Origin of the sequence: Listeria sp. PSOL-1, assembly GCF_902806445.1 — a bacterium.
Lineage (GTDB): Bacteria > Bacillota > Bacilli > Lactobacillales > Listeriaceae > Listeria.
The window spans coordinates 1,388,079-1,405,426 of sequence record NZ_LR760298.1 but is presented as its reverse complement, the minus strand read 5'-3'; the positions used below and the strand labels follow the sequence as shown (position 1 = coordinate 1,405,426).

Genomic DNA, 17,348 nt, shown 5'->3' with positions numbered 1-17,348 from the left:
TATAAAGTGACAAAAAAGCTTTATTTCTTACATTTTTGACACATTATATGCGAAAAAGCCTTTTATTTCGTTATTTTACGAAATAAAAGGCTCGATTTTTATAATGAAAAGTAATCTGTCAGGTCTGTCGCCTGGAGTAGGTTTCCAATGAAAAATGGTCCAAACTCGGCGTAGCGTGCACTGGATTCGTCAAAACGCATCTCAGTTACGATATACTTAAATTCAAGCGCATCGTCAGAGAAAAGTGTGACGCCCCATTCATAATCATCAAAGCCGATTGAACCGGTGATAATCTGTTGTACTTTTCCAGCATAAGAACGACCAATTTTACCGTGATCAGAAATAAGCGATTGCCGATCTTTTAGTGGTAGCATATACCAATTGTCATTTCCTTCACGCTTTTTATTCATTGGATAAAAACAAAAATGTTTTTTTGCTGGAAGCTCTGGATAAAGTTTTGATTGAATGATTTTGTTTTCATATGGATCTTCATCACCAGCTAAATGAGTGGCAAGGTAATTACTAAGTTCAACAACGGACACATAAGAATACGCAGGAAGAAGATAATTTGAAATAGCTAGTTTATTAAAGCGCATTTCAATCGCGTTAAGCTCTTCAAGTGTTGGCCGTAATAAAAATAAAACAAAATCAGCTTTTTGACCAACAATGGAATAAAGGATTTGATCGCCTTCACCCATTTTTTTTGTGATGTCAAGATCAGCTAGGAAGCTTTTGAATTCTTCTAAAGCTTGTTCGCGAGTAGTACTACTTGCTTCGCGCCAATTGAGCCAATCAATGATTCTAAAATCATGAATAGAATACCATCCATCCAATGTTTTTACTGCTTCGTTCATAGGTGTTGCACAACCTTTCTGTTTGTATTTATTAAGTATAGTGTAGCATAAATTAGTTTTTTATTCGTGGCGTAGATGAAATCGCAGTAACTTCACCAGAAATCGTAAAAGAAGAAACGGTATTTGGTATGAGGAAGTGATCTCCTTTTTGGATAGAGGTTCTATTATTTTCGATAATGAGCGTGCCTTTTCCCTTTAAAATGCTGACCAATGTATAATCAGCTTTTTGTTTTAATGTTGCTTTTTGAGTGATCGCCCATTTATAGACGCAGAAAAACTGATTTTCGACAAAGACCGTTTCTGTGAAGCCATCTAATTTGTTTATTTTGCTTTTTAAAGAAGCATCCTGATGAGGAATTGTTGTGACATCAATTGCTTTTTTTAAATGAAGTTCACGCTTATTTCCAGAAGCATCTTTGCGGTCGTAATCGTATACGCGATAAGTTGTATCAGAATTTTGTTGTGTTTCAAGGACAAGTGTGCCTGTTCCAAGCGCATGGATGGTTCCACTTGGGACATAGTAAAATTCACCAGGTTTAATTTTTACTTTGCGAAGGAGCTTATCCCAATTTCCCTCATCAGCCAAGCGTTCAAATTCTTCTTTTGTTTTCGCATTATGGCCATAAATTAATTCAGCACCAGGTTCACAATCAATAATATACCAGCATTCTGTTTTACCTAATTCACCGTTTTCGTGTTTTTTTGCATAATTATCATCAGGATGGACCTGTACAGATAGATCGGTATTGGCATCAAGAATTTTAGTTAACAAAGGGAATGTTTCTTCAGTTGGGTGGCCAAATAATTCGGGATTTTTCTGCCATAAATCAATTAATGTTTTTCCTTGATACATGCCATTTTTTACAATTGAAGGACCATTTGGATGAGCTGAAATTGCCCAATCTTCACCGATTTTATGATTAGGAAGGAGATACCCAAAGTAATCATGCAGTTTTGTTCCACCCCAAATACGTTCCTTAAATACTGGTTCAAAAAATAAAGCTTCGTTCATCGATTAAATCCTCCAATTTATTTATTTCCACCTAAGTAGCCCTGTTTTTTTAAGGCAGTAGTAATCCCATGATAATAAGGTTTATCATAGGCATTTGCGAGTATTTCAGTATAGCCTTTTTTAAAATAAGGTATGATTTCTTCGTCGTATTTTTCAAGTAGTGGTAGTGTATCTGTTTGATAAGTTTCTTCAAAGTAAACGGCTGCTTTTGGTAAACGTGGCTTAACTTTAGGACGATCTGCTGGATAGCCAATACAAAGGCCAACGACTGGGAAAACGAATTCTGGCAATCCTAAAAATGCAGAGGCCTCTGCTAAGTTACGCCGAATTCCACCGATGCAGACCGTACCTAAGTCAAAACTTTCTGCTGCTAAAATGGCATTTTCACATGCAAGCCCGATATCTGTTGCGGCAACCAGCAATAAATCTGGTTCAGTTTTTGCACCGAAAGATTTCCCATGTTTTTCGCTAGCCAATTGAATACGATAAAAGTCAGCAACAAATATAAGGAAAACAGAGCAATCGGCAACGTAAGGATTCCCTGTTAATTCGGCGAGCTTATCTTTTCGTGCTTGATTTTTAATGCCAATAATAGAATACTGTTGTCCATTCATCCAAGAAGGAGCGCGTTGTGCAGATTCAATAATCGCATTTAATTGTTCAGTGGGAATTTCGCGATTTGTTTCGTATTTTCTGATGGAACGATGGTTTGCCATCTGTTTAATGAGTGAATTCAAAATATTACCTCCAGTTGAAGATGATTTCATCTTTAGTATAGCTTTTTTGTTGGTAATATTAAAATAGAAAGATCTTTAGAAGGATAAAAGCGATAGGATCAAGCCAATAAAAAGAACTTGAGAGTCATTTTCAACTTCCAAGTTCTCCTTTTTTATTTAGCGAACGATCTTCACATTCACAAATTTTCTCGAGTTCGCATGCTGCACATTTTCCAGCCTTACTTTTCTTAATGTAGTGGATTAAGCTATATAAAGTATAGCCAAAAATCAAACTACCCAATAAAAGATTCACGATTAAACTCACAAAACACGCTCCTTTTCTTCAAATAAATAAACGACCAATTTGATAAACAATAAAAACAACGACATAAGCAGTAACTAGCGCATAGCCTACTGCAAAAGCTGTCCATTTGAAGCTTGAAGTTTCTTTGCGAATAGCAGCAACCGTTGCTAAACAAGGAATATAGAGCAGGATAAAGAGCATGAAACAATAGGCCGAAAGTGGTGTATAATGCCCAGCAACAATTTGCCCAAGATTTCCTTCAGGAGCAGAATAAATAATTGCCATCGTAGAAATAATAACTTCTTTAGCTAAAAATCCAGGAATAAGTGTTGCTCCTGCTTGCCAAGATCCAAAGCCAAGTGGCACTAAAAGAGGTGCAATGAAGCTACCAATCATGGCTAAAAAGCTTTCACCCATTGGCACACCAAAACCATTTGGGCCAGCATAGTTAAGCAACCAGATGATAACAGAGCCGGCGAAGATAAACGTTCCAGCTTTTCGCAAAAAGCCTTTCCCTTTTTCCCATGTGCTGCGCCAAAGCGTTCGTGGCGAAGGAATGCGATAAGGCGGTAACTCTACGACAAAAACAGATTGATCGTTTTTTAAAATCGTTTTTGATAAAATTTTTGTTACAATAAGTGCTAAAACAATCCCAATGATGTAAAGGGATAGAACGATTAGTGCTTGATAACGCGCAAAGAAAACACCAGCAAATAATGCATAAACTGGTAAACGTGCAGAACAAGACATAAAGGGTGAAATCAGAATGGTAAGGAGTCGTTCTTTTTGTTCTTCAATTGCCCGTGCAGCCATAATTCCAGGAACATTACAGCCAAAGCCAATAATCATTGGAATAAAAGCTTTGCCATTTAAACCAAATAGCTCCATAACACGATCCATTACTACGGCAATTCGTGCCATATAGCCAGAATCTTCTAGGACAGAAATGAAGAAAAAGATCACTAGAATTTGCGGAACAAAAACGACAACACTACCAACCCCAGCAATAATGCCTTCTGTAATTAAGGCGATTAAAAAAGATGAGGCGCCTATCATTTCAAGCCCTGAGGTAACCCAATTGGTTAAATTACCAGAAATAAATTCATCTAAAAGATCAGAAAGCGGCGTTCCTACCCACGTAAATGTAATCTGAAAAATGAGCCACATTATTCCTAAGAAAATGGGAATCCCCCAAAATTTATGCGTCAAAATCTGATCCAATTTATCAGAAAAAGGAATATCTGCTTTGCGTGTATATTCCACTGCTTGTAAACAGATATCTTCAATAAAAGCGGTACGAGTTTTATAAATTTGTTGTTCAAGTGGTATGCCAACTTCTTCTTCTGTTTGAAGTCGAATACTAACAGCTTCTTTTAAAATGCCATGCTGATCTAAAAAAGAATCAATCACTTCATTTTTTGTTAAAAATTGAACTGCTAAAAAGCGCAGTTGTTTAGCTGGAAGCAGGCCTTGCATTAAATGTATTAATTTAGCGATTGCGTTTTCAATGGCATGACCGTAATTAAGCTTGAGTGGGCTTCTTTTTGCGATATGTTTTTCCGTTAGAGACGATAAAATATCAACCGTTCCTTTTCCAGATCTAGCAATGACTGGAACAATTGGAATGCGTAGGGCTTTAGTAAGAAGGGGAATATCAATTTTTATCCCGCGACCAAGCGCTACGTCAATCATGTTTAATCCCATGACAACAGGGGCCCCGAATTCAAGCAATTGGATGGTTAAATTTAAGTTCCGTTCAAGTTGTGCGGCATCAACAATATTTAACATGGAATCAAAGGTCTCTTCCAATAAGAAACGAGTAACAACGGTTTCATCTTTAGAAATAGGATTTAAATCATAGATACCAGGTAAATCAATCAATTTTCCTTTTTTAGAACGTAATGTCCCGATTTTTTTCTCAACAGTAACCCCACTCCAGTTACCTACATATTCATAAGAGCCGGTTAACGCATTGAAAAGTGAGGTTTTACCGGTATTAGGATTTCCAAGCAAACAATATGTATTAGCCATTTAATTCCACCATAATCTCACAAGCATCACAGTTACGAATACTGATATATTGTCCTTTTGTTTCGAAAGTGCAAGGGCCGCCAAAAGCGCCTTTTTGTTTGATACATATCTCACAACCTTCTGAACAACCTAATGATATCAAGCGTCTTTTGAGCAATTCGCTTGTGAGGTTCATATCTTTAATCCGTACATGATCCCCCACGACCATTTCATTCAATCTCAATATATTCGCCTCCTTATGAAAAATGAATATGATAATCATTATCAATTAAATTTATTGTATCATGAAATAATCAAAATATAAAGCTTTTCTTGAGTAATACAGTAAAAAAATTGTTGCTTAAGGAATGGAGTAAAAGAAGGGATTTGGCCGTTTTTCTGTTGTAATACAAGAGGGATTTTTATTTTTCTGTTTTTTAGTATCCCTAGCTCTGTTAACGTTATAAAAATTGTAGTACTATTAATGAAGATAACTAAAGTGTAAATTGGAGGAATTTGTAAATGAGTGACTTATTTTCAGTAATTAAGGAACAAGTTGCTGGTGAAAATGTACGCATTGTTTTACCAGAAGGAAATGATGCAAGGATCGTTAAAGCAGCGGTTCGCTTAGCAGAAGAAAAAGTCGTTGTACCTGTTCTTTTAGGTTCAAAAGAGGATATTGAAAAAACAGCGAAAAAGATCGATGTATCGGTTTCAGGTATCGAAATTCACGAGCCCGCAAGCGATCCACTATTCGATGAGTTAGTCCAAGCTTTTGTAGAGCGTCGTAAGGGAAAAGCAAGCGAAGAAGATGCGCGTAAGATGCTAGTAGACCCTAACTATTTTGGAACAATGCTCGTGTTCACTGGCAAAGCAGACGGACTAGTAAGTGGCGCCGTCCATTCGACAGGTGACACAGTTCGCCCGGCTCTTCAAATTATTAAAACGAAACCAGGTGTTAGTAAAGTTGCCGGTGCAATGATTATGGCACGTGCGGAAGAACGTTATTTGTTTAGCGATGTTGCAATCAATATCGCACCAACAGCAGATGACTTAGCTGAAAATGCTACTGTAAGTGCTGAAACAGCTAAGATTTTTGGAATTGATCCTCGTGTTGCAATGTTGAGTTTTTCAACAAAAGGCTCAGCAAAATCCGATGAAACAGAAAAAGTAGTAGAAGCAACAAAATTGGCTAAAGAAAAAGCACCAGATTTAATCCTTGATGGTGAATTTCAATTTGATGCAGCTTTCGTTCCTTCTGTTGCTGCACAAAAAGCACCGGGCTCAGTGATTAAAGGAGATGCAAATGTCTTTATTTTCCCAAGTCTTGAAGCGGGTAATATTGGGTATAAAATTGCACAGCGCTTAGGAAACTTTGAAGCTGTTGGTCCGATTTTACAAGGTCTTAATGCACCTGTTAATGATTTATCACGCGGTTGTAATGCAGATGATGTGTATCATCTAGTCCTAATTACGGCTGCCCAAGCAATTAGTAAGTAAATAATAAAAATAAATCGGCGACAAGCGTTTGGATTTATAGGTTTTGATAAGTAAATCTAAGCGCTTGTCGCTTGATTTTTAACAACAATTTTCAATAAAGTATTCTAGTAAGCGTGTATCATTTGTTAGCTCTGGGTGGAAGGCTGTAACAAGGACATTGTTTTCATGCGCAACAACCACTTTTTCATTAATAGCTGCAAGCACTTTAACATTTTTACCAAGTTGTGTCAGAAACGGGGCACGAATAAAAATCGCTTGAAATGGTTTATCACCTAATACTGGGATGGTTAAGTTAGTTTCGAAGCTTTCTTTTTGTCGGCCAAAGCCATTACGAATAACCATGCCATCTAAGAGGTTTAAATTCTCTTCATCAGATAAAGTTGTTTTTGCTGCTAAAACCATTCCAGCGCATGTACCGAAAATACCTTTTTTTTCTTTGGCGAAATCTTTTATAGGTTGAATAAAATGATAGCGTTTCATTAAATGGCGCATGGTGGTACTTTCCCCGCCTGGAAGAATTAAGCCGTCAAGCGTTTTTAAGTCTTCAGGATGTTTAATGGGGAGTGCATGATGTCCCATTTTCTTTATGATAGAGATATGTTCATGTATAGCGCCTTGTAATGCTAGAACACCAATTGTTTTCATTTTTTACCAACCTCGATCCTGCATACGTTCTTCCGGTGTTAAACGAGAGATTTCAATGCCTTTCATTGCTGTTCCTAGCTCTTTTGACAATTTACCAATCAGCTCATAGTCTGTAAAGTAGGTTGTTGCTTGGACAATAGCTTTTGCAAACTTAGCAGGGTTTTCTGATTTGAAAATTCCTGAGCCAACAAAAACGCCATCTGCACCGAGTTCCATCATTAAAGCAGCGTCAGCAGGAGTAGCCACACCACCAGCAGCGAAATTAACAACAGGTAGCTTTTGAAGGATTTTCATTTCTTTTAGTAATTCATAAGGGGCACCAAGTTCTTTTGCCATTGTCATAAGTTCAGCATCATCTTTGTTAACGAGTTCGCGAATTTGACTATTTACTTTGCGCATATGTCTTACAGCTTCAACGATATTACCCGTTCCAGGCTCACCTTTTGTCCGAAGCATGGCCGCACCTTCTCCAATGCGGCGGAGCGCTTCTCCTAAATCGCGACAACCACAAACAAATGGGACAGTAAATTCACTTTTTAATAAATGAAATTCGTCGTCAGCTGGCGTTAATACTTCACTTTCATCAATATAATCAACACCCATTGCTTCAAGAACACGAGCTTCAGTAATATGCCCAATTCGTGCCTTTGCCATGACAGGGATTGAAACCGCATTCATTACTTCTTCAATGATGCGTGGATCTGCCATTCTTGCGACACCGCCAGCAGCTCGAATATCTGAAGGAACGCGTTCAAGAGCCATAACAGCTACAGCGCCTGCTTCCTCAGCAATTTTTGCTTGTTCAGCATTTACGACATCCATGATGACCCCATTTTTTTGCATTTGCGCCATGCCGCGTTTTACTTTTTCAGTTCCAGTTATTTTTTCCATGTGTTTTCCTCCATTTCTAATTTGTGTATCTTTGTTACTTATGATAAGCTATGACTTAATTTGAAAAAACAACCAATTGGATGTTTTTTAACCCATCCAATTTTAGGGAGAGGATTGCTTAATGTGGAATTTTCAAAAACAAGAAAAAAAGCCTTTATACCAACAAATTGTTTGCCACATCGAAAAGTTAATTGAAACGGGGAAACTGTTGCCAGGCGAGAGATTACCCTCCGAAAGAAAACTTGCTGAAAGACTTGGTGTCAATCGGTCCACGATTATTCACGTGTTTGATGAATTGGAAACTGCTGGAATGATTATCCGAAAAAAGGGCAGTGGAACTTATGTAAATGAAGATAAATGGGGAATTCTTACAACTGGAAAAACCAATTGGCGGCATTATGTGAGCCAAGGAGCTTTTCATACCAATTTGCCCTATATTCGTTCGATGCGTGAACTAGGTAAGCAATTTCCAAAAGAAGTGATCGACCTTGCAACAGGGGAATTGCCAGTTGAATTATTACCGCCTATTCAAGTACCAAACTTATCTTGGCAATCCTTTTTAAAAAAAGAAGGTGCAGAAGATCCATTTGGCTATCTACCGCTAAGAAAAACAATCAAAACGCACATGCAGCAAAAACTTGGGATTTCAACAGATCATGAAGAAATTTTGATTACATCTGGTGCGCAACAAGCCTTATTTTTAATCACGCAATGTCTGCTTTCACCTGGAGATGCGATTGCAATCGAAGCACCTTCTTATTTTTATTCACTTTCGCTTTTTCAATCAGCAGGCTTACGAATTTACGCCTTACCCGTTAACGACTTTGGCGTAGACTTGAATGTATTGGAAGAGCTTTACTCAAAGCATCGCGTTAAAATGGTATTTCTTAATCCAACTTTTCAAAATCCAACTGGAATGGTTATGACTAAAGAGCAGCGACAGTGTTTGATTGCTTGTTGTGCTAGACTTAAAATCCCAATTGTAGAAGATGATCCATTTGGACAATTTACGTATGATGTTCATTCATTACCAAGACCACTTAAACAATTAGATGCTGAAAATGTTCTCTATATTGGTTCGCTATCTAAAGTCATGGGAAGTACAACACGGATTGGTTGGTTGGCGGGACCACGTGCTGTTGTTGAACGATTAGCAGCTGCTAGGCAGGAAATGGATTTTGGCTTGAGCATTTTTCCGCAAGTATTAGCAGATGACGTCTTAAATTCGACAAGCTATTTTGAACACATTAAGAAATTGCAGACGCTTTTAGCTGAAAGAAAAGAATGGCTTGTGTCTGCTTTGAATGCTTATCTACCAAATGGAATCAGCTACAATGCACCGCTTGGAGGATTAAGTTTATGGGTAAAATTAACTGATTTTGATACGTTGACTCACTTTAATTTATTTTTGGAAAAAAAATTACTTGTCATGCCAGGTTTTTTATTTGGCGTAAAGACGTCTACTTTACGGCTCACTTTTGCTCGATTAAATGAGACATTGGCTGAGGAAGCGGTAAGACGTTTGGCGATGATTCTTGGAAGAAAATAAATGGGTGGGGGTGGAGAGCTCTTAGTGAGTTCTCCACCCATTTCGGGGATAAGGCGCAAGCTCGCCATATGAGGAGATTGAAAGTTAGCGTTTATTGCTTTTTAGCATAGTATTTTGGCATTGACATCACTTTTTGATAACTGGCAAGCAATTTATTGGCACCGACAACAATTTTAACAGGCCTATTTTCTGGTAGTTTGGTGTCGGAGTAGAAGGTGATTTTGCTTGTTCGACCATTCGCTTTACGAGCAGTAGTAATATATTGATAGCCTTTAAAATGACTTTTTTTCACTTGAGAGCCCGCGGTATTAATTTTGACATAATAAAAATTAGCGCTAGCAGAGTTAGGTGTAATATATTCAAAAATGGCACAAATAGAGATTAAAATGGCTGTTAGGAAAATGATAAGACACTTTTTATTTTTCATAATAAATTTTCCTCTCATTTTTTGATATCCTTAGTTTACAACTTACTTCATATTTAATCCCTCGCTTAAAATGACAAAGTAAATCGATAAACTTACATTTTCGTCACAAAGCCAATTTACAGCTTGCTAAAAAGACTTGGATATGTTTAAATAAGGAGGCTAATTAACGTTAGGTATAAGAGGGTGGGAAAGTGGAAAAGATAAATCAAATAATGGAACAAAAACCTGTTGGCAGAGTATTTTTGCATTATTTAATTCCTTCGCTAATTGGGATGCTTTTGATGTCTGTCAATATTGTTATGGACGGCATCTTTGTAGGACATCGGCTTGGCGGGGTGGCTCTTGCTGGAATTAATATTGTCGTTCCGGTCTTCTCTTTATTTACGGCAATTTCGCTTTGGATTGGAATTGGTGGAGCTACACAATATTCATTTGCACTTGGTGAAAAAGATTTTGAAAAAGCAAAAGCTATTTTTACGCGTTCAGTAGTGCTTGTTATCTCTATTACAATAATGTTAGCGGCGGTTGCTTTTATTTTTAGATTTCCTTTAGCGTATTTGTTAGGTGCAAACAGTGAGACGATTCATTATGTCATGGAGTATATGAATATTTTACTGCTGTTTGGTTTTATCCTGACACTTGAAAATATTTTAAGTATTTTTGTACGAAATGATGGCAATCCTAACTTAGCGATGATAGCTTTGATTGTCACAGCTGTTGTTAATATCATTCTTAACTATATTTTCTTATTTATTTTGGATTTTGGTGTTTCGGGTTCGGTGGGTGCAACCATGGCTGCAATGGTTATAGGTGTATTCATTCTTGCCACGCATTTTTTTAAACAGAGTAGTCATTTAAAGTTTGTTCGGTTTAGCTTAACGCTTGCGTCGATCAAGCACACTTTTGCCATAGGCTTGCCGAGCTTCTTATCTGAACTAGGCCTATCTGTCTTTACAATGGGATATAATATTGCGATTGCAGCAGCTGCAGGAACAGCTGGAGTAGCTGCATTTTCAGTTTTAAATTATGCCCATAGTGTCATTTTGATGACATTTTTAGGGATGTCTTCTGCCATTCAGCCACTTATTAGTTATTACCGTGGAGCTGAACTTGCTATACGTGAAAAAAAGACTATCCGCTTGGCTACAAGTGTAGCAGTTGGAACAGGAGTGGCGTTTTTTATCATTGGCCTTTTATTTGCTAAACAGATTATTGATTTATTTGGAAATTTCTCTACTGAAATCGAAAATCTGGCCATTATGGGTGTTCGCGTGTTCTTTACTAGTTATCTATTTATGGGTTTTAATTTTGTCATGATGAAGTACTTTCAAACAACCAATCGTATTGGTATGGCTATATGGATTACGATCGCACGAGAATTGATTTTCATGGTTATTTTCTTGGTTGTTTTACCACCATTTTTAGGCGCATTTGGTGTGTTTTCAGCAATCCCCTTGTCTGAATTAATTGTTGCAATAACTGTTTTTATTTATACATATAAAAAGCACTTATTTCATAATGATTGACATTTGACTTGTGAAATTAAAAAATTTGTTTTAGCGTGACAATTTAATCTTACTAAATCTAGTCTATTAAAGTGTTTAAGCCACAACCTATAGTGGCTTAATTTTTTTGGATGTGCGCTCACTCACAAAGAAATAACCATCAAAAATTTTTTTAGTAGCGCTCAAATGTTCTGCCAACAGGTTTTAACCATATTTACCAAAAAATAGCAAAGTACTATATCTTGCATTCACAAATGAAAAGTTATACCATATATAGTATCGAAAGCGAAATAATACTTCATAGTTTTTTAACTTTTTCAGAAAGTGATTATTCTGGTTGAAGTTAATTTTTTTGTCCTAATGGAATGTTTTTATGCTCCATAAAGAAGCGTTTAAGCCGCTTGTAAAATGGAAAGAAATGGGGAGTGTGTCAATGACTACTTATATTGTAAAAGACGGAGGGAATCGCAAACTACCTTTTGATAGAGAGCGCTTAAGCCGTTATTTAGACAAAATTCATGAAGAGTTTCCAAAGCTTGATATAGAAGATTACAAACGTAAAATCTTTAATTTTATTGAGAAAAAAGAAGATTATCCAGCAGATGAGCTTGTTGACTATTTAATTCGTGAAGCTGAGGCTAAAACGGATATTCACTTGCCAGATTGGGAACACTTTGCAGCGCGTCTTTATCTAAACAAACTCTATAAAAAAGCTAGTAAAAATCGCTTTTATAATGATGACGATAAATATGGTTCATATGTTGGTCTTCAAGAAAGTTTAGGAGAACGTGGAATTTATTCAGGTAGTATTTTAAAAAATTACTCCAAAGAAGAGTTAATTCAAGCAGGAGATATGGTTGACCCAGAAAAGGATAAACTATTTACATACAACGGACTTTATCTTTTGGCGACGCGTTATTTAGCTACTGATCAAGCGCGAAATGTTTATGAGTTGCCACAAGAACGCTGGTTAACGATTGCGCTTTACTTGATGCAAGACGAGCCAAAAGAGCAAAGAATGAAGCTTGTTGAAGAAGCTTACTGGGCTCTTAGCAATTTATACATGACAGTGGCAACACCTACCCTTGCTAATGCTGGGAAAACAGGTGGCCAACTTTCTAGCTGCTTCATTGATACGATTGATGACAGCTTACAAGGGATTTATGACAGCAATACAGATGTTGCTCGCGTATCTAAACATGGTGGTGGTGTTGGTGCATATATTGGCTATGTTCGTTCGACAGGTGCATCAATTCGCGGGGTTAAAGGTGCGAGTGGCGGGGTTATACCATGGATCAAGCAATTAAATAATACGGCTGTAAGTGTGGACCAACTTGGACAACGAAAAGGAGCGATTGCTGTTTACCTTGACGTTTTCCATAAAGACATTGAAATGTTCTTAGATTTACGCTTAAATAATGGTGATCAACGCTTGCGTGCCCATGATGTCTTTACGGCAGTTTGTATCCCTGATTTATTTATGGAAACTGTTGAGCGCCGAGGAGATTGGTATTTATTTGATCCTCACGAAGTAAAGGCGAAAAAAGGCTGGTATTTGCAAGACTTTTACGATGAACAAAAAGGCGAAGGTTCTTTCCGTGAGAAATATGAAGAATTAGTTGCCGACGAAAATATTAGTAAAAAAATTGTTAAAGCGATTGATATTATGAAGCGCATTATGATCAGTCAATTAGAGACTGGCAATCCATTTATGTTTTATCGTGATGAAGTTAACCGCATGAATCCTAATAAGCATGAAGGTATGATTTATTCAAGTAACTTGTGTACTGAAATTATGCAGAATATGAGCCCAACCAAAATGATTCAAGAAATTATTTCTGGCGATCAAATTGTTATTACTAAACAAGCAGGAGATTTTGTTGTTTGTAATTTATCTTCTATTAATTTGGGACGCGCTGTAGTAACAGATGAAGAAAATACATTAGAACGCTTAATTGATATTGAAGTGCGCATGCTTGATAATGTCATTGATTTAAATGTGCTTCCAGTCCCTCAAGCGAGCATTACAAATAAAAAATATCGTTCCATCGGTCTTGGCACATTTGGCTGGCATCATTTATTAGCTCTAAAAAATATCGAATGGGACTCCGAGGAAGCTGAACAATTTGCTGATGAGCTTTATGAAAAGATCAATTATTTTACCATTAAAGCAAGTGCTAAATTAGCTAAAGAAAAAGGCGCTTATAAAATATTTAAAGGTAGTGATTGGAGCACTGGTGAATACTTTTCTTATCGTAATTATACAACCGAAGCATGGCAAGAGCTTGCAGAAGATGTAGCCCAAAATGGTATTCGTAATGCTTATCTTGTAGCAGTCGCGCCAAATATGAGTACAGCACAGATCGCAGGTTCAACTGCATCAATTGATCCAGTTTATAGCGCCTTTTATTATGAAGAGAAAAAGGATTATCGACGTCCGGTTATTGCGCCAGGCCTGAACTTAAATACCTATCAATTTTATGAAAAAGGTGCGTATAAAGTAGATCAGTTCTCAAGCGTACGACAAAATGCACGTCGTCAACGTCACGTAGATCAGTCTCTTAGTTTTAATTTTTATGTTCCAAGTGGTATCAAGGCAAGCAAGCTATTAGAACTCCATTTAACAGCTTGGCGCAAAGGGCTTAAAACGACTTATTATGTCCGTTCGAATGATATTTCAGTTGAAGAATGCGAATGGTGCTCTAGTTGATTAAATAAGGTATTACCAGTACAAAGGAGGTTTAGTGCTTATTATGCCAGAACAAAATGAGCAGTTAACACGTATTAAAATTTTAGAACCGATGTCCCCAAATCGCTCCACTGCAATTATAAATGGAGTTACAAGTGGTATTTTAAATTGGAACGATATCCCTTATCCTTCCTTTTACCGAGCGTATAAGGAATTATCGACTAACTACTGGATTCCAGATGAAGTTGATATGAAAGGTGATGCCAAGCAGTATCCTGAACTTTCGGAAGAAGAAAAATATGCTTTTGATGCGATTATTGGTTTGCTTGCAACGCTTGATTCTCCACAAACGCGTTTCATGTATAATGTGGCGGAATATATCACTGATCCAGCTGTTCATGCCAATATTGCGATTATTGGTCAACAAGAGGTCATCCATAATGAAAGCTATTCTTATGTTCTTGCTTCAATTACAAATTTACAAGAACAAAAACGAATTTTTGAATTAGCGCGGACGCATCCGACGATTATTAAACGTAACGAACCTATTATGGACGCTTATGATAACTTTATGAATGATAAGACACCAATTAATCTTGTCAAAGCACTCATTCAATCTTCCATTTTAGAAGGAATCAATTTTTATAGTGGCTTTGCTTATTTTTATAATTTAGTGCGCCAAAATAAAATGAACGGTACAGGTAAAATTATTAGTTTTATAAATCGTGATGAGCTTGCACATTCTAAATTTATTTCAGAAGTTATTCGCGCTATTCTTGGGGAAAACCCAGAGCTGCAAACAGATGAGCTTATTGAATATACACATAATGCTTTTCGTCTAGCGGTTCAACTTGAATCTGAATGGTCTGCTGAAGTTTTGCAAGGTATTGAAGGAATCGATGTAGAAGAAATGGTTGATTACGTTAAATATCGTGCCAATAAAATGCTTGGGATGCTTGGAATTGAAGAACTTTATCCCGGATATAGTGATAATACAATGACCTGGATTAAAGCTTACGCGGATAATTTTACAGAAACGAAAACCGATTTTTTTGAAATGCGTAATTCTAGTTATAAAAAAACAAACGTCGATAATGGTTTTGACGACCTATGAAAATCCTCCTTGCTTATGATTCATTAAGTGGGAATACAAAAGCTGTTGCAGAAGAAATTGAAAGGCTACTCCAAGAACAAGATCATGAAGTTACAACTTTTCGCGTTTCTCCATCAGCAAATTATCCATTAGATAAAGCATATGATTTATACATGTTAGGAGCATGGACTGTCGATTATGGCAGAACACCCACTGACATGAAAGATTTTATCGCTGAACTTGAAATGAAACCAAAGCATGTTGCTCTTTTTGGAACGGGCGAGACCCAGTGGGGGATTGAGAATTTTTGCGGCGCTGTTGACCGAATGAGCCAATATTTTAAGAGTGATTATCCTACATTAAAAATTGAACAAATGCCACATCGTAAAGAAGATTACGAAGCAATTTATCAGTTTGTTCAACAAGTATTAGAAAAAAGAGGTGGAGTCAAATGACAAGTATTGAAATTAAATCATTAGACGAATTTAAGCAACATATGGATTCTGACGAGTTAGTGTACGTAGATTATTGGAAAGATAACTGCCCAAATTGTAAAATGCTAGATTTATCATTCCAAGAATTTAGCAACTCTACTCAAGCTAGCCATGTAAAAGTGCTTAAGGTGAAATTAGAAGAATTAGGCGAAGACTTCTTTTTTGCTCGCGATGTACGTCAAACGCCTACTTTAATTCTTTATAAAGGTGGAGAAGAAATGTCACGTTTAAATGGCTTTATTCCACCAAATAAAATTGAAGAAGCTTTAGTAAACAATATTTGATCGCTTTGTAATCGTTAGCCAGAATAATTCCCTTATTAAAGGTGTTATTCTGGTTATTTGCTTAGTTGAACAGAAAAGGAGCTGAAAAAAGTGCGAGCACTACAAGATGAGATCACAGAATTTTTAAAGGAACGAAATTGGCTTGACCAATATCAACATCCGAAAGAGCTAGCTCTATCTTTGACGTTAGAAGCATCTGAACTACTAGAATGTTTTCAGTGGCGCACCAGTGAAGAAGCTATCACAAAAGAGCGAGAACATATTTTGGAAGAAACAGCAGATGTACTTATCTATGCTTTGCAAATTATCGAAAGCCTTGGTGAGGATGCAGAGAAAGTTGTGCAAAGAAAGCTAGCTAAGAATAAAGCTAGAAATTGGAAGTAGCTTGAATACGACTCTAATAAAAGTATGAAAAGTTTTGTGCCAAAAGAATTGGAGTAAGAGATTCAATTTTAATAAAAATGATAATCACCGGCTGCCCGTTTTTATTTTAGTCAATTTAGCTGAACCTTTAGATATAGCAACAGATTTTTCACAAAACAATATAACTATGCTTCGCGGGAAATACTTTTCCGTTAATTGAAAATCTTAAACTAAAAAGTGGTTCTGTACAAAGAGTTACAATGGTTAAAGATCAGGAGAGTTACACTATTATCCACAAAAAACTTATTCCTGTTCCCCTTCTTCTCTCTTATTAACATTAAAGTGATAAGGTTTCCTCGGCTCTGCTGTCATAGAGGTTGGCGGGAAAAACATGTTAATATATGGAAAATCCATTTCTATTTTACGCATTTTTTGTGAAAACTTCATATGAAGCATTGAAGTTCGCGCCATTTGATTATTAAAAGACATGAGTGACATATCAAGAACCGCTGTATCAAAATTAGCAAATTGTATATAAGTTTGATTAATGTTAATTGCGCGATATTCTTTAATGTGCTGCGGGAAAATCCAATGACAATTTGGGTTAATTGGTGATGTTGTTGGAAAAGCATAGGTAAAAGTCATTGGGTCAATAATAATCGGTGGTTTGTGTGTGACGCCAATTAGGTGTTTTGTGCCATCTTTACGTCCTTCGTAACTGCTACCAAAGAAATTGCAACTGGTTTTAATTAGCTCAAACGGGGTAAAATTAGAAGTATAGCAAGTATTTATTTCTAAAATCTCAGAATAGAGCTTGTCCCCATTTGGAGCTGGTGAGATCATCATGGTGTGTGGGTTCACTTCGTAAATTGATTTTTTTGAAGAGCCTTTTTTCATTTTAAGTCAACTCCCATCAAGTTTTATTTGCGGCTAAAATAATTTGAAAGGGCAGCTAACAGCGATGATTAGTGGTATGTAACTTTTTAGCTATTATAGCATAAGTCTTACTAAT

Annotated in this window: 18 protein-coding genes; 8 read left to right on the top strand and 10 right to left on the bottom strand. The window is 36.7% G+C overall.

Annotated features, from left to right (window positions below; translation table 11 throughout):
• Positions 1-98 precede the first annotated feature (98 nt).
• The 6 genes from hemQ to G6Q10_RS06805 form a co-directional block, all read right to left on the bottom strand.
• On the bottom strand, positions 99-854 hold the full coding sequence (gene hemQ / locus G6Q10_RS06830) for a hydrogen peroxide-dependent heme synthase (RefSeq protein ID WP_163654526.1): 756 nt from the start codon (positions 852-854) through the stop codon (positions 99-101).
• A gap of 52 nt (positions 855-906) precedes the next feature.
• A complete protein-coding gene (manA, locus tag G6Q10_RS06825) occupies positions 907-1,866 on the bottom strand; it encodes a mannose-6-phosphate isomerase, class I (protein WP_163654524.1) in 960 nt (319 codons plus the stop codon).
• Positions 1,867-1,883: 17 nt separating this feature from the next.
• Positions 1,884-2,603 carry an NADPH-dependent oxidoreductase gene (locus G6Q10_RS06820; protein ID WP_163654523.1) on the bottom strand — a complete coding sequence of 240 codons (720 nt, stop codon included), beginning with the start codon at positions 2,601-2,603 and terminating at the stop codon, positions 1,884-1,886.
• Positions 2,604-2,733: 130 nt separating this feature from the next.
• Complete coding sequence (locus tag G6Q10_RS06815) at positions 2,734-2,907, bottom strand: FeoB-associated Cys-rich membrane protein (RefSeq protein WP_163654521.1); 174 nt, start codon at positions 2,905-2,907, stop codon at positions 2,734-2,736.
• An 18-nt stretch (positions 2,908-2,925) separates the two neighbouring features.
• Complete coding sequence (gene feoB / locus G6Q10_RS06810) at positions 2,926-4,917, bottom strand: ferrous iron transport protein B (RefSeq protein ID WP_163654519.1); 1,992 nt, start codon at positions 4,915-4,917, stop codon at positions 2,926-2,928.
• Positions 4,910-5,140, bottom strand: a complete 231-nt coding sequence (locus G6Q10_RS06805) for a FeoA family protein (RefSeq protein WP_197914085.1) — start codon at positions 5,138-5,140, stop codon at positions 4,910-4,912. The genes feoB and G6Q10_RS06805 overlap by 8 nt, the downstream gene beginning before the upstream one ends.
• A 278-nt stretch (positions 5,141-5,418) precedes the next feature.
• Here G6Q10_RS06805 and pta point away from each other — a divergent pair, with 278 nt between their 5' ends.
• Positions 5,419-6,396: a phosphate acetyltransferase gene (gene pta, locus G6Q10_RS06800; RefSeq protein WP_163654517.1), complete on the top strand. Its 978-nt coding sequence runs from the start codon at positions 5,419-5,421 to the stop codon at positions 6,394-6,396.
• 78 nt (positions 6,397-6,474) lie between these two features.
• Here the strand turns inward: pta and pdxT are convergent, their stop codons facing one another.
• Positions 6,475-7,041 carry a pyridoxal 5'-phosphate synthase glutaminase subunit PdxT gene (gene pdxT, locus G6Q10_RS06795; protein ID WP_163654515.1) on the bottom strand — a complete coding sequence of 189 codons (567 nt, stop codon included), beginning with the start codon at positions 7,039-7,041 and terminating at the stop codon, positions 6,475-6,477.
• Between the two features lie 3 nt (positions 7,042-7,044).
• Positions 7,045-7,932 carry a pyridoxal 5'-phosphate synthase lyase subunit PdxS gene (gene pdxS / locus G6Q10_RS06790; protein WP_163654513.1) on the bottom strand — a complete coding sequence of 296 codons (888 nt, stop codon included), beginning with the start codon at positions 7,930-7,932 and terminating at the stop codon, positions 7,045-7,047.
• Positions 7,933-8,053: 121 nt separating this feature from the next.
• On the opposite strand from pdxS, the gene G6Q10_RS06785 reads away from it, so the two are divergent.
• Entirely contained in the window at positions 8,054-9,481 is a 1,428-nt protein-coding gene (locus G6Q10_RS06785) for an aminotransferase-like domain-containing protein (RefSeq protein ID WP_163654511.1), read from the top strand.
• Positions 9,482-9,572: 91 nt separating this feature from the next.
• Here the strand turns inward: G6Q10_RS06785 and G6Q10_RS06780 are convergent, their stop codons facing one another.
• The gene (locus G6Q10_RS06780) at positions 9,573-9,908 is read right to left on the bottom strand and encodes a YxeA family protein (protein WP_163654509.1); all 336 of its coding nucleotides are present in this window, start codon (positions 9,906-9,908) and stop codon (positions 9,573-9,575) included.
• Between the two features lie 191 nt (positions 9,909-10,099).
• On the opposite strand from G6Q10_RS06780, the gene G6Q10_RS06775 reads away from it, so the two are divergent.
• The 6 genes from G6Q10_RS06775 to G6Q10_RS06750 all read left to right on the top strand — a co-directional run bounded on the left by G6Q10_RS06775 (position 10,100) and on the right by G6Q10_RS06750 (position 16,357).
• Positions 10,100-11,434: an MATE family efflux transporter gene (locus G6Q10_RS06775; protein WP_370519520.1), complete on the top strand. Its 1,335-nt coding sequence runs from the start codon at positions 10,100-10,102 to the stop codon at positions 11,432-11,434.
• A gap of 397 nt (positions 11,435-11,831) precedes the next feature.
• The gene (locus G6Q10_RS06770) at positions 11,832-14,123 is read left to right on the top strand and encodes a ribonucleoside-diphosphate reductase subunit alpha (RefSeq protein ID WP_163655794.1); all 2,292 of its coding nucleotides are present in this window, start codon (positions 11,832-11,834) and stop codon (positions 14,121-14,123) included.
• A gap of 43 nt (positions 14,124-14,166) precedes the next feature.
• Complete coding sequence (locus tag G6Q10_RS06765) at positions 14,167-15,216, top strand: ribonucleotide-diphosphate reductase subunit beta (protein ID WP_163654507.1); 1,050 nt, start codon at positions 14,167-14,169, stop codon at positions 15,214-15,216.
• The gene (locus G6Q10_RS06760) at positions 15,213-15,650 is read left to right on the top strand and encodes a flavodoxin (protein ID WP_163654505.1); all 438 of its coding nucleotides are present in this window, start codon (positions 15,213-15,215) and stop codon (positions 15,648-15,650) included. Before G6Q10_RS06765 ends, G6Q10_RS06760 begins: the two co-directional genes overlap by 4 nt.
• Positions 15,647-15,973, top strand: a complete 327-nt coding sequence (locus tag G6Q10_RS06755; protein ID WP_163654503.1) for a thioredoxin family protein — start codon at positions 15,647-15,649, stop codon at positions 15,971-15,973. The genes G6Q10_RS06760 and G6Q10_RS06755 overlap by 4 nt, the downstream gene beginning before the upstream one ends.
• Positions 15,974-16,063: 90 nt before the next feature.
• Positions 16,064-16,357 (top strand): nucleotide pyrophosphohydrolase, encoded by a 294-nt coding sequence (locus tag G6Q10_RS06750; protein ID WP_163654501.1) that lies wholly within the window; start codon positions 16,064-16,066, stop codon positions 16,355-16,357.
• Positions 16,358-16,639: 282 nt separating this feature from the next.
• Here G6Q10_RS06750 and G6Q10_RS06745 read toward each other — a convergent pair whose 3' ends face one another.
• Positions 16,640-17,233, bottom strand: a complete 594-nt coding sequence (locus tag G6Q10_RS06745) for a competence protein ComK (RefSeq protein ID WP_163654499.1) — start codon at positions 17,231-17,233, stop codon at positions 16,640-16,642.
• Positions 17,234-17,348 lie beyond the last annotated feature (115 nt).